At 38.0% G+C, this 16,999-nt stretch carries 19 protein-coding genes; 2 read left to right on the forward strand and 17 right to left on the reverse strand.

The genetic code is table 11. The features are described 5' to 3' along the window. Window positions 1–2 precede the first annotated feature (2 nt). The 8 genes from purL to rpmH all read right to left on the reverse strand — a co-directional run bounded on the left by purL (window position 3) and on the right by rpmH (window position 7,814). Window positions 3–2,192, reverse strand: a complete 2,190-nt coding sequence (purL, locus tag ATCC51562_RS02110; protein WP_021090695.1) for a phosphoribosylformylglycinamidine synthase subunit PurL — start codon at window positions 2,190–2,192, stop codon at window positions 3–5. Window positions 2,193–2,451: 259 nt separating this feature from the next. Beyond that, window positions 2,452–3,039: an NAD(P)H-dependent oxidoreductase gene (locus ATCC51562_RS02115; RefSeq protein ID WP_021090662.1), complete on the reverse strand. Its 588-nt coding sequence runs from the start codon at window positions 3,037–3,039 to the stop codon at window positions 2,452–2,454. Between the two features lie 41 nt (window positions 3,040–3,080). Beyond that, window positions 3,081–4,406, reverse strand: a complete 1,326-nt coding sequence (mnmE, locus tag ATCC51562_RS02120) for a tRNA uridine-5-carboxymethylaminomethyl(34) synthesis GTPase MnmE (protein ID WP_021090767.1) — start codon at window positions 4,404–4,406, stop codon at window positions 3,081–3,083. Continuing rightward, complete coding sequence (locus tag ATCC51562_RS02125; RefSeq protein ID WP_021090789.1) at window positions 4,403–5,464, reverse strand: Jag N-terminal domain-containing protein; 1,062 nt, start codon at window positions 5,462–5,464, stop codon at window positions 4,403–4,405. Before ATCC51562_RS02125 ends, mnmE begins: the two co-directional genes overlap by 4 nt. Then, window positions 5,464–7,017, reverse strand: a complete 1,554-nt coding sequence (gene yidC, locus ATCC51562_RS02130) for a membrane protein insertase YidC (protein WP_021090463.1) — start codon at window positions 7,015–7,017, stop codon at window positions 5,464–5,466. Before yidC ends, ATCC51562_RS02125 begins: the two co-directional genes overlap by 1 nt. A gap of 1 nt (window position 7,018) precedes the next feature. Next, entirely contained in the window at window positions 7,019–7,360 is a 342-nt protein-coding gene (yidD, locus tag ATCC51562_RS02135) for a membrane protein insertion efficiency factor YidD (protein WP_035167183.1), read from the reverse strand. Further along, window positions 7,357–7,692, reverse strand: a complete 336-nt coding sequence (rnpA, locus tag ATCC51562_RS02140; protein WP_080658720.1) for a ribonuclease P protein component — start codon at window positions 7,690–7,692, stop codon at window positions 7,357–7,359. The genes yidD and rnpA overlap by 4 nt, the downstream gene beginning before the upstream one ends. Beyond that, window positions 7,680–7,814, reverse strand: a complete 135-nt coding sequence (rpmH, locus tag ATCC51562_RS02145) for a 50S ribosomal protein L34 (protein WP_002940373.1) — start codon at window positions 7,812–7,814, stop codon at window positions 7,680–7,682. Before rpmH ends, rnpA begins: the two co-directional genes overlap by 13 nt. A gap of 122 nt (window positions 7,815–7,936) precedes the next feature. Between rpmH and ATCC51562_RS02150 the strand changes: the two genes are divergently transcribed. Further along, entirely contained in the window at window positions 7,937–8,590 is a 654-nt protein-coding gene (locus ATCC51562_RS02150; protein WP_021090513.1) for a uracil-DNA glycosylase, read from the forward strand. Then, on the forward strand, window positions 8,587–9,837 hold the full coding sequence (locus ATCC51562_RS02155; RefSeq protein ID WP_021090476.1) for a periplasmic protein: 1,251 nt from the start codon (window positions 8,587–8,589) through the stop codon (window positions 9,835–9,837). Before ATCC51562_RS02150 ends, ATCC51562_RS02155 begins: the two co-directional genes overlap by 4 nt. 44 nt (window positions 9,838–9,881) lie before the next feature. Here ATCC51562_RS02155 and ATCC51562_RS02160 read toward each other — a convergent pair whose 3' ends face one another. From ATCC51562_RS02160 to ATCC51562_RS02195, 9 genes are all read right to left on the reverse strand, one after another. Continuing rightward, window positions 9,882–10,271: a YbgC/FadM family acyl-CoA thioesterase gene (locus tag ATCC51562_RS02160; protein WP_021090498.1), complete on the reverse strand. Its 390-nt coding sequence runs from the start codon at window positions 10,269–10,271 to the stop codon at window positions 9,882–9,884. A 9-nt stretch (window positions 10,272–10,280) separates the two neighbouring features. Further along, a complete protein-coding gene (locus ATCC51562_RS09605; protein ID WP_021091007.1) occupies window positions 10,281–10,433 on the reverse strand; it encodes a hypothetical protein in 153 nt (50 codons plus the stop codon). Window positions 10,434–10,443: 10 nt separating this feature from the next. Continuing rightward, window positions 10,444–11,637 carry a Cj0814 family flagellar-dependent secreted protein gene (locus ATCC51562_RS02165; protein WP_021091043.1) on the reverse strand — a complete coding sequence of 398 codons (1,194 nt, stop codon included), beginning with the start codon at window positions 11,635–11,637 and terminating at the stop codon, window positions 10,444–10,446. A 113-nt stretch (window positions 11,638–11,750) separates the two neighbouring features. Further along, window positions 11,751–12,275: a threonine/serine exporter family protein gene (locus ATCC51562_RS02170; RefSeq protein WP_021090760.1), complete on the reverse strand. Its 525-nt coding sequence runs from the start codon at window positions 12,273–12,275 to the stop codon at window positions 11,751–11,753. Further along, window positions 12,268–13,050, reverse strand: a complete 783-nt coding sequence (locus tag ATCC51562_RS02175) for a threonine/serine exporter family protein (protein WP_021090502.1) — start codon at window positions 13,048–13,050, stop codon at window positions 12,268–12,270. Before ATCC51562_RS02175 ends, ATCC51562_RS02170 begins: the two co-directional genes overlap by 8 nt. Then, window positions 13,034–13,513 (reverse strand): DUF4149 domain-containing protein, encoded by a 480-nt coding sequence (locus ATCC51562_RS02180; RefSeq protein WP_021090786.1) that lies wholly within the window; start codon window positions 13,511–13,513, stop codon window positions 13,034–13,036. The genes ATCC51562_RS02175 and ATCC51562_RS02180 overlap by 17 nt, the downstream gene beginning before the upstream one ends. Window positions 13,514–13,523: 10 nt before the next feature. Then, entirely contained in the window at window positions 13,524–14,336 is an 813-nt protein-coding gene (gene prmC / locus ATCC51562_RS02185; RefSeq protein WP_021090981.1) for a peptide chain release factor N(5)-glutamine methyltransferase, read from the reverse strand. Continuing rightward, window positions 14,326–15,528: a M48 family metallopeptidase gene (locus tag ATCC51562_RS02190; protein WP_021090785.1), complete on the reverse strand. Its 1,203-nt coding sequence runs from the start codon at window positions 15,526–15,528 to the stop codon at window positions 14,326–14,328. Before ATCC51562_RS02190 ends, prmC begins: the two co-directional genes overlap by 11 nt. Window positions 15,529–15,539: 11 nt before the next feature. Next, window positions 15,540–16,913 (reverse strand): sodium-dependent transporter, encoded by a 1,374-nt coding sequence (locus ATCC51562_RS02195; protein ID WP_021090886.1) that lies wholly within the window; start codon window positions 16,911–16,913, stop codon window positions 15,540–15,542. Between the last annotated feature and the right edge of the window lie 86 nt (window positions 16,914–16,999).

Raw genomic sequence — 16,999 nt, forward strand, 5'->3', positions numbered from 1 at the left:
TCTTAATCCTCTTTTCTAACGATTTTTGCAAACTCATTTAGATAAATTTCTCTTATCTCATCCAAACTCTCATCAATATCATTTAGTTTAAATCTTCTGCCACCACTAACGCCGATCTTTTCAAATTTCACACCAAATTTAGCAGCAAGCGCTTCAAATTTAGCCTCGTCTTTTACTCCCACAACTGCTCTTGAAAAGCTCTCATCAAAGATAAAATTTGGCTCTTTAAATTTCGCCTCGCAATTTACGCCGATGTTTGATATGCTAGCCATTTTTGCTAGCGTGATAGCAAGACCACCTACGCCTACGCTATTTGCAAACTCTAAAATTTGCTCTTTATTTGCTTCGATCACTAGGTCCCAAAGGGCTCGCTCAGCTTTATAATCAACCTCTTTTAGCTTGCCACCAACCACGTTAAATAGCGCCTTTGCATAAAGTGAAGCAGCAAATTCTTCACTTGTCTCGCCAAGCAAGTAAATCGCCCTACCCTCTCTTAAAAATGTACTTTTTAGGCTTAAGTTCGCATCCTCATTTACACCTACTGTAACAATGGCTGGTGTCGGATAGACGCTCACGCCGTCAGTGTCGTTATAAAGGCTCACGTTGCCACTAACAACTGGTGTATTTAGCTCACGGCAAGCCTCTTTTATCCCTTCACATCCCTCTTTGAACTGCCACATAACCTCTGGATTTTGAGGATTGCCGTAGTTTAGGCAGTCAGTTATCGCAAGTGGCACAGCGCCACTCATCGCGACCTTTCTGCCAGCTGCAGCGACGGCTCTTGCAGCGCCAACTTTTGGATCAACAAAATTTGCTCTAGGATCGCACTGAGCAGCCATAGAGACGGCTTTTTTAGTGCCTTTTACTCTGATGCTTGCAGCGCCTAAGTGGCCTGGCTGTTTTATCGTATTTGTCTGGATATTTGCGTCATATTGGTCGTAGATGAAGCTTTTATTTAACACTTCTGGCTCTTTTAAAAGCTTGAAAAATGCAGTTTTGTTATCAACATTATTTGGTATTTTTAAATTTGCTATCTCATCAAGGTATTTTGGACGTGCGACTGGGCGATCAAGCACCGGAGCTGCCTCGCTAAGTGGGCCGATAGGGATTTCGCCTGCAAGCTCACCATGCCAGTAAAGCTGCATCACGCCGCTACTTGTGACCTCGCCGATGATCTCAGCGTCAAGGTCCCACTTTCTAAAAATTTCAAGTACCTTTTGCTCATAGCCTTTTTTGGCGCATATTAGCATACGCTCCTGAGACTCACTTAGCATCAGCTCATAAGGCGTCATGCCAACTTCGCGCATCGGCACGCGATCTAGATACATCTTCATACCACTACCGCTTCTGCCAGCCATCTCAAAGCTAGAGCTTGTTAGCCCTGCTGCGCCCATATCTTGGATGCCAATGATGTAGTCTTTTTTAAAGAGCTCCAAGCAAGCTTCCATGAGCAGCTTTTCGGCAAATGGGTCGCCCACTTGCACCGTTGGGCGAAGTGATTTATTCTCGTCGTTAAAGCTATCACTCGCCATCACAGCGCCACCAAGTCCGTCTCTACCGGTCTTTGAGCCAACGTAAATGACTGGATTGCCTACGCCTTCAGCCTTGCCGTAGAAAATTTCATCACTTTTGCAAAGGCCAAGCGCAAAGGCGTTGATTAGGATGTTGCCATTAAAGCTAGGATCAAACGTAGTTTCGCCACCAACTGTTGGAATACCCATGCAGTTGCCATAGTGTCCTATGCCAGCGACACTTCCTTTTAGTAGATATCTATGCTTTTTAGCTAGTTCGCCATCGCCTCTTATCTCGCCAAAACGAAGCGAGTTCATATTCGCAACGACTCTTGCGCCCATCGTAAAGACGTCTCTTAAAATTCCACCAACGCCAGTTGCAGCACCTTGAAACGGCTCGATAAAGCTTGGATGGTTGTGACTCTCCATCTTAAAAACAGCTGCAACCCCATCGCCAACGTCGATGACGCCGGCATTTTCACCAGGTCCTTGGATGACCCAAGGCGCCTTTGTCGGAAAGCCATTTAGATATTTTTTACTTGATTTATAGCTGCAGTGCTCGCTCCACATCGCCGAAAATATACCAAGCTCTAGCAAATTTGGCTCACGTCCTAAAATTTTTAAGATCTCTTCATACTCTTCGTCGCTGATTTTATGTGCTTGTATGGTAGCTTTATCCATTGATGTAACCTTTTAAGAATTTTAAGCCATTTTACAATCTTGCTTATAAAAAGTTACTAAAAAGCCTTTTGAAATTTAGCAGAAAAAAGCATTATTGAGAGAAATTTGCCTACTTTGATAAGGCCTTTTTATATTAGCATTTTTAAAATTTATACCAGTGCTTTATTTTTGCTAGCATAGTAATAAAAAGTGGCAAAATTTTCAAAACTAGCTCGTAGCTATTTTATTGCCACTTTTATTTATATTTGCGGTTTTGTTTCTATTTTGTATTTTTAAAAACTTTTTCAAGATGCGCTTCGTACTCTTTTAGATATCTTGGCAGATCCGGCATCTTGATCACATCATTGCACATAAAATATGGAAGCGATTTCATGCCCAAAAACTCATTTGCCTTTCTAAAATGAAAATAAACCCCATCAACGCCGCGCGCTTCAAAAAACTCGTTTGGATTGCTAAATGCCTCGGCCGGGGCATTCCAAGTAAGGCTTAGCATAAATTTCTTACCATTTAGCAAGCCGCCTTTGCCGTAGTTTTTAGTTGGATCAACCCTATGCCTGCCATCACTCGTATAAAGCTTGCCATGACCTGCGGTAAAGACCTCGTCGATATACTTTTTCACTATCCAAGGCTCGCCCATCCACCAAGCTGGCATCTGCCAAACTACGGCGTCCATCCAGAGAAATTTCTCAACTTCATCCTCGATATCATAGCCTTGATCTATCACAGTTTGCTTTATCTCGTGACCCATTTTTGCGAGCTTCTCGCATGCAAGGTCGTGAAGTGTTTGATTTAGTCTGCCATCTGAGTGGGCAAATTTTTTACCACCATTTATAAGTAAAATTTTCATCGTATCTCCTTAAAAAACGAAAATTTTAACCAAAAAAAGTATCATTTTCCTAAACAAAAATGGCTAAACATTTCGTCTAAAATTTCACTTCTTTCAAATGGCTTTGTGATGCTTGCAAGCGCCTTTATCGCACTATTTAGCTCATAAGCAAAAATTTCTAGCTCCTCTTCGCTGAGTCTCAAAAAGGCTCTTTTTAAAGCCTCACTAGCCTCTTTACAGCTTAAAATTTGGCGGTTTGAGCTTAGCATGATCTCATCAGTATCCTGTGTCTTAAGATAAGCTTCAAGCTCTTTTAAAACTATGCTCGTATCATTTTTTGCTGAAATCTTGATAGCACCTTCTAGCTCTATATCAAATTTAAACGCTAGATCGCTTTTGTTTAGGATAAAAAAGGCTTTTTTACTTGAGTTAGAAACGAGTCTAATTATCTCTTTGTCTTGCTCGTCGCTTATATTTGAGCCGTCAAAGATAGCTAGGATGATATCAGCTTCGTTTATGGCTGAGATTGAGTAATTTATGCCGATTTGCTCGATCCTTCCAGCATTTTTTCTTATGCCAGCGGTATCTATTATACGAACTAGATGTGAGCCGATCTTGAAATTTTCTTCTATTCTATCTCTGGTCGTGCCCGCCTCGTCGCTAACGATTGCTCTCTCGTATGCCAAAAACGAGTTTAAAATAGAGCTTTTACCAACATTTGGCTTACCAACGATAGCGATCTTAAAGCCATCTATTAGCCCTCTTCTTTGCTCGCTAAGTGTGGCTATGCGCTCTAGTTTCTCACTATTTTTTAAAAGCATCTGCTTGGTCTGCTCTAGTAAATTTGCTGGCAGATCATCATCAGCATAGTCAATCATCGTCTCAACAAAAGCAAGAGTTTTGACCGCTTCGCTTCTGATCTCGCTTACAAATTTACTAAGATCGCCTTGCATCTGGCGGGTCAAAATTTTAGCAGCGATCTCGCTTTTTGAAGTAATGAGCCCTTGCATAGCCTCAGCCTTAGCTAGATCCATCTTGCCATTTAAAAATGCCCGCTTGCTAAACTCGCCTGGCATAGCAAGCCTTGCGCCAGCCTTTATTAGCTCATTTAAAATTCTCTCACTCACCATCACGCCACCATGAGTTTGAAATTCAACGATATCCTCGCCTGTAAAGCTTGCTGGGGCTTTAAAATATATAACGACGCCCTCGTCTAAAATTTCATCATCAAGGGAGTAGATTTTGGCTAGTTTTGCGTATCTTGGCTCTAAATTTGAAAGTTTAAGAAGTTTTAAAGAGGTGGCCAGAGCGTCTTTGCCACTAAGCCTTACGATAGAAACTGAGCCGATGCCATAAGCTGTGGCAAGGGCTGCAATGGTTTCACTCATTTTTTGAAAAAGTCATTTACGACGACAAATTTGCCGTCATTGCCGCTTTTTATGCCGACATATTTATCTGGGAATTTCTCGCGAAGCTTCTCAAGTGCGATCTTGACCAAAACCCCGTCAAGTGGCTTTGTTTGAGCTCTGCCACTATTTTGCACACGCTCGATCACGCCATTTAGATACTGATCCATCATCGCTTCTTGATTTTGCAAAAATTGCGCGATTTCAAGGCGGATAGCAAGGTTATATTTTGAGTTTAGCCAGTTATAAAGCATATAAGATATCGCTTTATACCTATAACCTTCTTTGCCTATAAGTAGAGCCGCATCAGCTCCATCAAGCTCTATAAGCACCGTTTCATCGTCAAATTTGCTAACTTCAATTTTACTAATATCAAAACAACTTGCCTTAAAAAGACGGTTCATGCCCTCTTTGATCTCAGGTAAAATTTTATCAAAGTCGATTGTTGCTTTTTCTTTTTTTTCTTTTTGTAAAGCTTGAGCCACACTATCTTCATCAGTTTGATTAAAATTTTCAATAATAGAATTATCTAAAATATTTTTAGGAGCATTTTTGCTAGCTTGTGACTCCTTTATTTCTTTTGGCTCATCAAGTCTCTTTATCACATATCCTGGCTCAGCCTCTTCTTCACTCTTTTGAGCAAATGCATCTTTAGCTAGAGCTTCATTTTTTTCACTTAAATTTGACTTTTCATTTTTATGCTCTTTTTGCTCAAATTTAGTTTCGCTTTTTTCATCTCTATGTTTTTTAGAGCCTCGCTTTTTATCACTATGATCATGTTTTTTAGCTTGCTTTTTATCTTCTTTTATAGCTTCGTTCTCATCATTTTTTTTAACAAAATTTTTATCATTTTTTGGCTTGTGTTGTGGCTTTGGTTGATTTTCTAAATTTGCTTCAATGATCGCACTTCTTTTAAAAAATCCCAAAAAACCACTACTTGGATGCTGTAAAACTTTTATATCAAGCTGAGTTACTGAGCAGTTAAGCTGCTCGGCTGCTTTTTGAAATGCCTCTTGAAGGGTATTTGCTTCTATTTTCATTAAGCCTTTACCTCCGCAGCTTTTTTATGTTTTTCAAAAAGTTTATTTACAAATACTTGCTGAACAACCGAGCAAACGTTATTTACAAACCAGTAAAGTGTAAGACCAGCTGGGAATGTCACGAAGAAAAATGTAAATATAAGAGGTAAAAATTTCATCACCTTTTCTTGCATAGGATCAGTAAATGTCGTTGGTGTAAGCTTCTGCTGTAAAAACATCGTTAGACCCATCAAAATAGGTAATACAAAATATGGATCCATTACTGAAAGATCGTGTATCCAAAGTATCCAAGGAGCACCTTTTAGCTCGATCGCATTTAGTAAGACGCGGTAGATTGCAAAAAATACCGGAATCTGAAGCAAGATCGGCAAGCATCCACCCATTGGATTTGCGCCATGCTTTTTATAAAGCTCCATCATATGAACTTGCATTTTTTGCTTGTCGTCTTTGTATTTTACTTGAAGTTCTTTTACCTTTGGAGCAAGCTCTTTAAGCTTATTCATAGATAACATACCCTTATATGTAAGTGGGAATAAAACTATCCTTATAACAAGTGTTAGCACAACTATCGCCCAACCCCAGTTGCCAATGTAGTTATGCAAGAAATTTAAAAATGCAAACATCGGTTTTGCTATAAATGTAAACCAACCATACTCAATAACATCATTTAGTCTCTCGTCCATTGAGCTTAAAATTTTATGCTCTTTTGGTCCGATATATGCGCCTAATTTTAAATTATCATTTGCCTTTACAAAAAGAATAGGATTATTGTTAGAACCTTTGTCTACGGCTACTTCAAATGGCTTTTCAAATGAGTAAAATAGCGTTGTATAGTATCTATCAGATGCGGCCGCTATTGTGGTATTTGCATAGTTTTTAACCTCTTTGGCGTCACCATCTTCAATAATATTTAGGCTATCATCAGTGTTTCTAAGCATCACGCCGTGAACCGTATAGCTATCTACTGAGATGTTTGGTCTAAAGCCAGGAGTGATGAAATAATCAACACTTTTACTTAAATTTACTTCAACTTCATATCTGCCATTTGGGTAAAATTTGATATTTTTTGTAACTGTAACTCCATCTAAATTTTGAGTAAGTTTTATGGTTTTAGGCTCGCTGCTAGCATCTATCTCGCTAGCGTCACTACTATATGCAACCTTAAAGGCATCAGTGTTTAAAGTACTATCGTTAAATCTAAGCTCAAGTGGCAATGGATTTTGCGAAACAAGCTCGATTTTGTTGCCATCTTCTGTTTTATACTTATCTTCAGTTAGATAGAATTTTGAAATTCTTCCTAGCTTATCTATTTTTGCTTCGTAGCTTTGACCTTTGATAGTAGCGATTATCTCATTTGAAGCCAAATTTTCATTTGATTTTGGTGTGTTTTGATTTGTATTTGGAGCTTTATTTTGATCTATTGTTTGAGACATTGTAGTTTGGTTTTGCTCAGGCATCACTCTTTTTGGCATAAAAAAATCATACACTATAAAAAAAACAATAGATAAAAGTGCTGCAAGAAGCAACCTTTTTTGCATAGACATCTGTTCCATTTTAATTTTTTTCCTTTAATTTATCTAATACTTTTACGACATAAAATTTACTATTCTGACAAGGGACAAACCAAAAATTTACATTTTTGGTATCACTTTTTTGAAATATAAAACATAAGTTAAATTTTTTGTAGATGATTGGGTAGTTGATACCGCCTTTAAAAAGCTGATTACATTTTAAAATTCGCATAAAGGTTGCAAAAAAAGCAGAAAAAAAACTATTTGTTTGAAATTCCCAAATTGCGTATTGCGAACAAGTCGGATAATAGCGACAGCTTTTTGGTAGAAGTATGGAAATATATTTTTGATAAAAAGCGATAGCTTTAATCGCAATTTTTTTCATTTTAAACATCCCATTTTTTTTGTAGACCAACTTAAATTTTTACAAATTTTTTCAAATGAAATTTCTGTAATTCCATTTTTTGCGATCATAATATATGTGCCATCTTTTAATTCACTAGAAATGTTAAAAAAAGCGGCTCTCAAAAGTCTTTTAGCTCTATTTCTAACTACCGCTTTTCCTACTTTTTTACTAGCAACTACTGCTATTTTTTTTTCATTTGTTGGTTTATAAAAAATAATGCAAGCATCACAATGCCACTTGCTAGCCTCTTTATAAACTTGAGAGAATTCTTTTGAGCCGCTTAACGACTCAAAACCAGCTAAGCAGCCAATCTTTTTCTACCTTTGGCACGTCTAGCATTTATTACCTTTCGGCCATTTTTAGTTTTCATTCTTAAGCGAAAGCCGTGAGTGCGTTTTTTAGGGGTTTTATGAGGTTGATAAGTCCTTTTCATTTCTATCCTTAAAGTTAATATAAAAAGTGGGATTTTATCAAAGCAATACTTAAATTCCTTTGAATAACTTAGCTTAAAAAGCCACAACTCAAACTTTAAGCAAATCAAGTTATAATCCAAAAATGAATTTTAATAAAGACAATAGGCTTTTAAAAAAATTATTTTTCTTAAAACTAATTGGCTATAAGTTTATTGATAAAAATTTTCTTAGTCTAAGCAATTATCATGATTACAACAATATTGATGAGCTAAACCGCGAAGTAAAAAAATGCTCTCTTTGCTCTTTGCGAAATAGTTCAAAAGGCGTAACAGCTGGCATCGGCAATGAAAATAGCAAAATCATGTTTATATTATTTTCTAAAAAAAATGATTCTTATGAAAATAACAGTAAAAAATTTTTAGAAAATGCCATAAAAAATAGTTTAAATTTAGATATAAAAGAAATTTATATAAGTTCTCTACTTCGGTGTGAAATTTCACAAAATGATGATAAAAGTCCAATTTTAAGCCGTTCTATTGAACTTTGTCGTCCTTATTTACTTGAAGAGATTAGGCTGATAAAGCCAAAGATAATCGTGACTTTAGGAGAGAAAGCTTTTATCCATTTATATCCAAATTTATTGTTAAAAGGTGGATTTTCAAGTATAAGAGGTAGTATTTTAAAAAATGAAAACAGTCTTATTTTACCAACGTTTTCACCAGAGTGGATAAGCAAAAATCCTAGTTTTGAAAATATTTTTATAGATGATTTAAGAAAGATCAAAGGAGTGATATGAGAAAAATTTTACTTTTTTTAGCCATTTTTTCAACTATTTTTGCATCACAAGATGAGATAAATTTTGAGAGTAACGTTACAAAAAACCAAAGTCTATCAAGCATACCTCCAGCAAAGATTACTTATATAAATTTAGAACCAGAATTTTGTGATAATACCTGCTTAAATGAGCTTATCAAGGCTGATTTACTGGCCAGCTTTATGGCGAGATTTGAACCAACAAAAATAGACGATAACGCTCTTTTGGAACTTTATATCTCTCTTGGTGGTGAAGCTATTTTAAAAGTTAATAAAAGCGGCAAAATCGCTGTAATCATTCCACAAAAGATTATAAAATCTTATGCAAATGTTGTATCAAATGCAGTCTTAAGCTATGTTTTAAAGCAGGACGCAGATATTGAAATCAAATTTATAAATAGCAACGATGAAAGCCCACAAAGTCTTACAAATGCTATGCAAACGGCTAGAGTCCAAGGCTTTAATTATTTTATCGCAGCCCTTACATCAAATGGTGCAAACATTATAAATTCGCTAGTTCTATCAAATGAGCTTATCTACATTCCAAGTGTTCATAGCTCTTTTATCATAAATCCAAAGCCAAATTTGATCTTTGGTGGCATTGATTATAAAGAGCAAATTTCAGCTTTGCTAGCTTACTCGAATGAAAAGATAGTTGCATTTGATGATGGCAGTTCATTAGGGCAAAAGCTAAATGAATATGTCCGCATGCAAAGTAGTGATTATCACGAGGCCTCTATCGTAGGCAAAGATATAAATTTAAACGACACTTTAAGTAAAAAATCCAAGTTTGATAATGCAAGTATATTTTTAAACATCCCAATCGTCAAAGCTTCTCTTGTAGCAACGCAGATGAGGGGCTTTGAGATAAAACCATACGCACTTTTAAGTACGCAGATAAATTTTTTACCAAATATCTTTAATGCCATCGCGCAAAGAGATAGACAAAATCTTTTCATTGCAAACTCACTAAATCCTATTAACGACTTATTTTTGGGGCTTGGTGATCTTTTTGATGTAGATTTTAGATATTCGCAAATCGGCTATTCAAGCGCTTTTGGTACCGAGTATATATACACAAATTTTATAGATAAAAGTGCCGATAGAATTTTTACCGAAAGAGTTGAAAACTCTCAAGTTTTATATGGAGTTAAAATTTATAACGCAAAAGGCGACCACTTTAACGAAGCAAATCAAGAAATTTTACTCGATCAAAATAGCTCAATGTAAAAGCACAAAGTGGCTAAAGTTAAATTTCTAAACTTAGCCACGATCTAAAATTTAGAATTCTCCAAAAATTTCTTTATCTCATCATTTATCTTAGCAAGCTTCTCTTCTTTCATAAAAGCTAAAGTGATCGTCGCTCTAAAGAGTAGTTTTTCGGCATTTTTGTCATCAAATTTATAAATTTCTTGCTCCAAAACAAGGCTAGCTTTTTTAAGCTCTAAAATTTTAGTTCTAACAAATACTTCATCGCCAAGCACAGCAGAAGCTATAAATTTAGCCTCAAGCGACGAAACTACAAAGTATCCGCCCTCTTTTGTGAAATTTAATCCAGCCTGAAAAAATGCTTCACTTCTAGCTCGCTCGCAAAATTTTATGTAGTTTGTATGATAAACTATGCCACCAGCATCGGTATCTTCGTAGTAGATTCGTATTTTCACGGTATTTCCTTAGACTTTTAGATCAAGCCCCATTTTACTGAATTTTCTTAAAAGCCCCATTATATACGCCTCTTTTTCCTCATGCGTCTTTAAATTTTGCCTGCGAGCGCCGCTAAAATCAAAATTTGCATTTGCGTTAAATCCATTTACGCCGCTTATCATATTAATCCTTTTAAGCCTTTATATCCACGCTCTTAGCATTAAATTTCATCATCGCCCGAAGTTCTTCTAAATTTTTTCTAGTATTTTGCTCTAGCTCTTTGTCGTATTTTCTGTTTTTACCCAGCATCTTTTGCGTTCGCTTTTCTTGCTCTATTAGCTTTTCTAGGCGTTTTTGCGCCTCTTTCATATCCTCTTGCATTATTTCAAAGAGGCTTTTTGATTCTTTGCCGTCGGAAGTCATGTTAGAGTTGCCGCTCAAGGCAGTGCTACCGGGCAAAAGCGACTCTTGCATTTTTTGAAACGTTAGTACATATTCTCGGTAATCCTTGCTAAGCCCGTCAAGCTCGCTTCCTTTGATGCCGTAGATGTTGCGCGAATCAATAAAGGCGTCCAGCTTTTGTCTGTATTCTTTGCCGCTTATGCTTTTGTCATAACCTTGCATCTTGCCCCAAACCGTAGTTTCGCCCTCTCGTACGTCTAAATTTGAGTTTATTACGGCTGCTATCAAGCCCCCTTTGGTTATGCTACCGTCAGGGTTAGTGTATCTTTCGCCGTGAGGATTTATAAACACGCTCATATTTTCGCTCTCTTTGCCGCCGTTATTGTTATCAAAGATATTGGTTGACGGCTTATATTGCGGCGTTGTTGTTAACGCATGATATGAGCTATTAAAAAATAGCGTTTCCATATTAGTTTTCCCGGACTTATCGTCAAAGGCGCTACGTGCCGACGCATAGTCGTAGATGTTTTTATTTACTTTAGTTACTTTTAGACTTGATTTCTCGTACTCGTATCCTTGAGGAAATTTGGCGAGGTCTTCTTTGTTAAAACTTTCTTTGGAATTTAAAACGTCCTCGCCGACTACTTGGGATAAAATTTTATATGCATTACGGGCGGTTTTTACTATGTCGATTTTTGAAAACATTTTATTAAATGCGATCGCTTTATCATTTACGTTCACGAGCGATTTTAAGGTATCTGAGTGGATTTTGTAGTCCTTTGGGATACCTGCGGCTTCGTTAAATTTGGACGTAAAATATCCGTCCACACCTACTTTATAGCCTAAAACTTCGTTAAATTTGTGCTCGACCGTATCCGGCTGCGAGATTTCATTTTTATATATGTTTTGACTATTTATGCTATGTTTTTCATTTAACTGAAAATTTTTAGTAACACTAGAAAACCCACCGATACCGCTTAACATCATAAATCCTTTTAAAATTTAGTTTTAAGCTATATCGGCAAAATTGAGAAAATATCCAGCAAAATAATAAAAACTATCAAAAAGACATACAAATTTCTATGCCAAAGTTAAAATTATCTGCGCGTCTTTCTCGTTGCCAGATCGCACTTGGCACCGCGAGTAATCATCAAGGACTGATCGTAAAATAAAATAAGCACCACCGAAACCCCTACGCCAAGCGCTAGCGAGACTGTCGTGGTCGTGATCGCGTTATCGAAAAATATGATTAGGTATTCGTTTTTCTTAGCGATATCAGGCTCGTTTAGAAACGAAAACAGCGCCAAAATGCCCTTATACGCGTAAACTCCGGGCACCATCGGCAAAAGTGCGGGAAACGCGATGATCTCGGCGGGCACTTTGAGCCGTTTAGCAAAGAGCATACCTAAAATCCCGCTTAAAAACGAGACTATGAGAGTGGCGACGCTGATGTTAAAAAATCCCATCTGCATGATCCAAAAGCGGCTGGCGTGCGCAAACGCCGCAAGTAGCGCGCAAAATACGAGAGTCCTTTTAGGCGGCGAGCTAGCATAGGCAAAGCCAAGCCCCGCCACCGCGGCAAAGGCACCGTCTATAAGAGTCGCAGTAAAAAGCTCAAACATGTAAAATCTCCGCATTGCTAAGCGAGAGCGTGATATAAACGCCCACTGCTATGCAAAGTATCAGGATGCCCGTACTCACGGCCCTGCTGATGCCTACAAGAGTGTTATCGTTTATGATATCAAAGACCGAGTTTATGAGAAAAACGCCCGGCATCAAAAATAGTATCGACGAGCCGATCGCCACGTCGCTAGTGTGCGTAAAGCCGTAAAATACGCCAAGATAGGCGATAAACGAGACGACGAACGAGACTAGGACGTACTGGATTTTTAAATTTACGCCCATTTTAGCAAGCGCAAATCTAAGGCTATAACCCACGAGCGTCGCGACAAATACGCATACCACCGAGCCCACATCGCCACCAAAAAGCTTGCAAAATGCCGCATTTGCAAGGCTTATTAAAATAAGTGAGCTTGCAAATTTATGCGCCCCGATGCGCATGACGCCCTCAAACTGCTCTTTTGCCTCGTTTAAGCTTAAATTTTCATCCAAAATCCGCCAGCTAAGCGACGAAAGCTCGGAAATACGGTTAAAACTCACATGACCAAACGGGATCTTTTTCACGTAGGTTCGGCGCAGAGAGTTGTCGGCCGAGTCCATGACGCTAATAGTAAAATACTTCACGAAAATCGTCACGCTAATATCGTAGCCGTAGTGTTTAGCTATGCGGTCTACGCACTTTTCGACGCGTGCGGTGTAAGTGCCAGCACTCACCATCGCCGCCGTGTATTCAGCTAGAAAATTTGTTAAGACTTGAATATCAGGCTTTGCATTCATTTTGGCTAATCTTAAATTTCACAAAAAATAAAATGATTTGCAAAACAAGCATGATTTTCATCACATATTCACTCGCGCTATGCATTTTGGCAAATTCAGCCGTCTGTGTCGCATCAACACCCAAATTCTGAGCGTAAACTATAAAAGGCGTAAAGAAAAATACAAAACTCAAAGCTAAAGCCAAATTTAAAAAAGCAAGCATTAACATGCTAAATTTTAGTGAAAAAATAAGCTTTTTTCTAAGATCAAATAGCTCGCTAATCATTACAACTATGCTTACAAAAAGCAAAATATAATTAAATTTCAAAAATATCTTTGTCATCATTTGACCGCTCATAAAATGCGTAAGTATGCCATCTCCTATGATACTTTGCGGAAAAAATATGACTGGCGCCACTAAAATACCAAGCGTTAACTCAGCTCCTATAAGTACTGCCAAAAGCAAAAAATAAATTCCTCTCAAACTCTCTCCTTTATATTTTTAACTTCGCGCAAAAGCCTCTATCAAAGCCAGCCAAATCTTTGTAAAAGCTATACTCAAAACCATTGGCCTCTAAGAATTTTTGCATACTTGCTTTTTGATCGTACCCCATCTCACAAGCAACGTTTTTGATATTACGATCTTTTGCTATGAGAATAATGTCTTTTAAGATTTCATCTCCTACTTCACCTCCAAAGAGCGCACTTTCTGGCTCATTTAGTACAAATTTACTAAGTTTATAGCCTCTTGCAATATATGGCGGATTTGAAACCAAAATATCAATATCTTCTAAAATTTCATCCACATAAGAGCAGTTTAAAAATTTGATCCTCCCACCTACATCAAATTTATCTGCATTTTTTCTAGCAAGCATCAAAGCTTTTTCATTGATGTCTGTCGCTACGATATTTGCCTTTGTTTTTAGAGCTAGCATGATACTAATAATGCCGCTTCCTGTACCTATTTCTGCGATCTTTGGTTCATTATATTCGCGTGAAATTTCTATTACTTTATCCACTAAAATTTCTGTTTCAGGTCTTGGGATAAGCACTCCACTTTCCACGTAAAAATCAAGCCCATAGAAGCTAGCTTTACCAGTTATATATTCAAGAGGCTCGTAGTTTTCATACCTTTTAACTAGAGCAAAATAGCCGCTCTCATCAAATTCTTTTTTTTGATTTAAAAATATCCATTCAATGCTCACGTCAAGATAGTTCATAAGCAAAATTTTAGCCACCCTGCTTGGATTTTGGCAAAGTGAGCTTAGTCTTAAACTAGCCTCTTTAAGAGCCTCTTCAATTTTCATTTTCCAGCTCGTTTATACGCTCAAAAAGGCTTGGGTGCGAATGATAGACGAACGCGTAGATCGGATGAGCCTTCGGGAAGGCCTTGTTTTCGGAGCCTAGTTTTTTTAGCGCGCTTATCATATCGGCTTTGTTTGAGACGTCGCCTGCGAATTTATCGGCGCCAAATTCGTTCGCGCGGCTAAAATACGAACTAACCGGCGAAAATAAAAACCCAAAAATCGGTGAAAAAAGTAGTAAAAATACGATCGTTCCGCCGCCTCCGCTATGAAGCCCAAGTGCTTGATACACCGCGTCAGGGATGTTGCCGAATATAAAAAACATCGCAAAAAGCATAACCGCGCTTAGAGCTATCATTTTTAGGATATCTTTGTGCTTAAAGTGCCCCAGCTCATGCCCCAAAACGGCGATTATCTCATCTAAGCTTAGTTTTTTAACGAGCGTATCGAAAAGCACCACGCGCTTAGTCGCGCCAAGGCCGCCGAAATAGGCGTTTAAGCGGTTATCGCGCTTGCTAGCGTCTATCGTAAAAACGCCGCTACTTTTAAACCCGCACTGCGCTAAAAGCCCTTCTATACGGCTTTTTAGCTCGCCCTCTTCCAGCGGCTGCATTTTGTTAAAAATTGGCGCGATGAACGTCGGATAGATGAGATTTATAACAAGCGCGACGGCAAAGCTAAGCAAAAACGCCCAAAACCACCAAAAATCGCCCAAAAATCTAATGCAAAGCAGCACCAGCCACACAAATAGCGTGCCAAACACCAGCGTTAGCGCGAGCGTTTTAAGTAGATCAAGCGCGAAAATTTTAGGCGTTACGTTTGAAAATCCGAGCCTTTTATCTTTGACGAAGGTTTCGTAGATATTTAGCGGCAGTTCTAGCAGCGACGAAACGAGCAAAAATACCATAACCATAAAGACGTTATCGCCTATATCTCCCGTTTTATAAGCATGCCCCGATATCGCGCCAAGCCCCCAGCACGCCCACATCATAAATATCACGGCGTGATAGAGAAGGCTAATTAGCTCGAATTTTTGATTGCTTATCGCTGCGTCGGCGGCGGTTTTATACTCCCCCTGCTCTAGCACGACGGCCGGCTTTTTATCCTCTGCGCGGATAAAATTTATCTGCAATATCGCCAAAATCGCCTTTGCGGCAACGTAAAAAAAGTAAATACCGAGTAAAAAATAAAACATATTTTTACGCCCTATTTTAAAAAATTATCGTAAAACGAGCTAATAAAAAGCACCAAAATGATAAACGGCACGACGAATTTGATATACCAAAACCAGACATTTATTAGTTTTGTATGTTTTTCACTACCTTGCAAAATTTCTTTTTTTGCATCATCTTTTAGCACCCAACCTACGAATATTGCACACCCAAATGAAGTAAATACAAAAAATATCGTTGCACTTATTGCATCATATGCATCAAAAATATTCTTACCAAAAATGCTTACGTGACTTAGTATGTTTGTAGCCATTAGCGAAGGTAAATTTCCTAAAACAAATATACCACCAAGGACCAAAAATATTGCTTTTTTGCGTTTTATCTTAAATTTTTCTTGAAGTGTTGTGATTATTACTTCATATATTGGTAGCGATGTCGTAAGTGCAGCGATCATTAATAGTGTAAAAAATGCAACCGCGAAAAAACCACCAAATGGCATGTGAGAAAAAACAATTGGTAGCGATTTAAACACCAAACTTGGGCCACTATCTGGCGATACACCATAGCTAAAAAGAGAAGGGAAGATCATAAAGCCTGCAAGCACAGCGATTACCGTATTTAAAATGCCTGTAATGATAGAAATTTTAACCAAACCCTCATCCTTTTTCACAAAGCTAGAAAGCGTGATCATCACACCAAACCCAAGTGAAAGCGCAAAAAAGACTTGCCCCAAAACATCAACGAAAAGCTTTAAGTTTATCTTTGAAAAATTAGGCGTTAAGTAAAATTTTACGCCTTCTATTGCACCATCAAGTGTGATATTTTTAGCAATCATAATAAGCATTAAAATAAAAAGTAGTGGCATTAAAAATTTCGCTGATCGCTCGATACCACCGACCGCACCCTGTACCAAAATAGCGTAATTAACTAGCACAAAAACAAGCGTTGCAAAGCTGATAGCAAGTGGATTGCTTACGATATTTTGCTCATAAAACGCACTTGTCTCCTCAAAACTAACCACATGCGAGAGATCAAGCAAACCAAATGAAATTTGTGCGATGTAGTTTAGCACCCAGCCGCCAATAACCATATAGTAAGCCATGATGCCAAAAGCACCAACAAGTCCCATCCAGCCAACGATCTGCCATTTTTTGCTGATCTTTTTGCCATTTATCGATCCACCAAAAGCATCCACGGCATTGCATTTTAGGCGTCTACCGATAGCATTTTCAACTAAAATCATCGGTATGCCAATCACGATCATAGCAATGCAAAACACGAGCACATAGGCACCGCCGCCGTTTTGCCCGACCAAATATGGAAAACGCCATGTCGCACCAAAGCCGACCGTAGCTCCTGCAACAGCTAAAATGTATGTGAGCCTTGAACTCCAAGATTTTCTATCCATCTTTTTGCCTTTATGAAAAATAGGGATTATATAAAAAAATTGATTAAATTTTGCTAGCAGCAAGCGGTGTTAGGATGCAAGCTCAG

The organism is Campylobacter concisus ATCC 51562 (genome assembly GCF_000466745.1).
Lineage (GTDB): Bacteria > Campylobacterota > Campylobacteria > Campylobacterales > Campylobacteraceae > Campylobacter_A > Campylobacter_A concisus_B.

Coding starts and splice junctions, on each gene's coding strand:
- yidD (WP_035167183.1), bottom strand. CDS start 7,360: ATGAAAAAAATTGCGATTAAAGCTATCGCTTTTTATCAAAAATATATT.
- ATCC51562_RS02155 (WP_021090476.1), top strand. CDS start 8,587: ATGAGAAAAATTTTACTTTTTTTAGCCATTTTTTCAACTATTTTTGCA.
- ATCC51562_RS09605 (WP_021091007.1), bottom strand. CDS start 10,433: ATGATAAGCGGCGTAAATGGATTTAACGCAAATGCAAATTTTGATTTT.
- ATCC51562_RS02195 (WP_021090886.1), bottom strand. CDS start 16,913: ATGGATAGAAAATCTTGGAGTTCAAGGCTCACATACATTTTAGCTGTT.
- rpmH (WP_002940373.1), bottom strand. CDS start 7,814: ATGAAAAGGACTTATCAACCTCATAAAACCCCTAAAAAACGCACTCAC.
- ATCC51562_RS02115 (WP_021090662.1), bottom strand. CDS start 3,039: ATGAAAATTTTACTTATAAATGGTGGTAAAAAATTTGCCCACTCAGAT.
- ATCC51562_RS02170 (WP_021090760.1), bottom strand. CDS start 12,275: ATGTTTGAGCTTTTTACTGCGACTCTTATAGACGGTGCCTTTGCCGCG.
- ATCC51562_RS02175 (WP_021090502.1), bottom strand. CDS start 13,050: ATGAATGCAAAGCCTGATATTCAAGTCTTAACAAATTTTCTAGCTGAA.
- mnmE (WP_021090767.1), bottom strand. CDS start 4,406: ATGAGTGAAACCATTGCAGCCCTTGCCACAGCTTATGGCATCGGCTCA.
- purL (WP_021090695.1), bottom strand. CDS start 2,192: ATGGATAAAGCTACCATACAAGCACATAAAATCAGCGACGAAGAGTAT.
- ATCC51562_RS02165 (WP_021091043.1), bottom strand. CDS start 11,637: ATGTTAAGCGGTATCGGTGGGTTTTCTAGTGTTACTAAAAATTTTCAG.
- ATCC51562_RS02190 (WP_021090785.1), bottom strand. CDS start 15,528: ATGTTTTATTTTTTACTCGGTATTTACTTTTTTTACGTTGCCGCAAAG.
- prmC (WP_021090981.1), bottom strand. CDS start 14,336: ATGAAAATTGAAGAGGCTCTTAAAGAGGCTAGTTTAAGACTAAGCTCA.
- ATCC51562_RS02125 (WP_021090789.1), bottom strand. CDS start 5,464: ATGAAAATAGAAGCAAATACCCTTCAAGAGGCATTTCAAAAAGCAGCC.
- yidC (WP_021090463.1), bottom strand. CDS start 7,017: ATGGAACAGATGTCTATGCAAAAAAGGTTGCTTCTTGCAGCACTTTTA.
- ATCC51562_RS02150 (WP_021090513.1), top strand. CDS start 7,937: ATGAATTTTAATAAAGACAATAGGCTTTTAAAAAAATTATTTTTCTTA.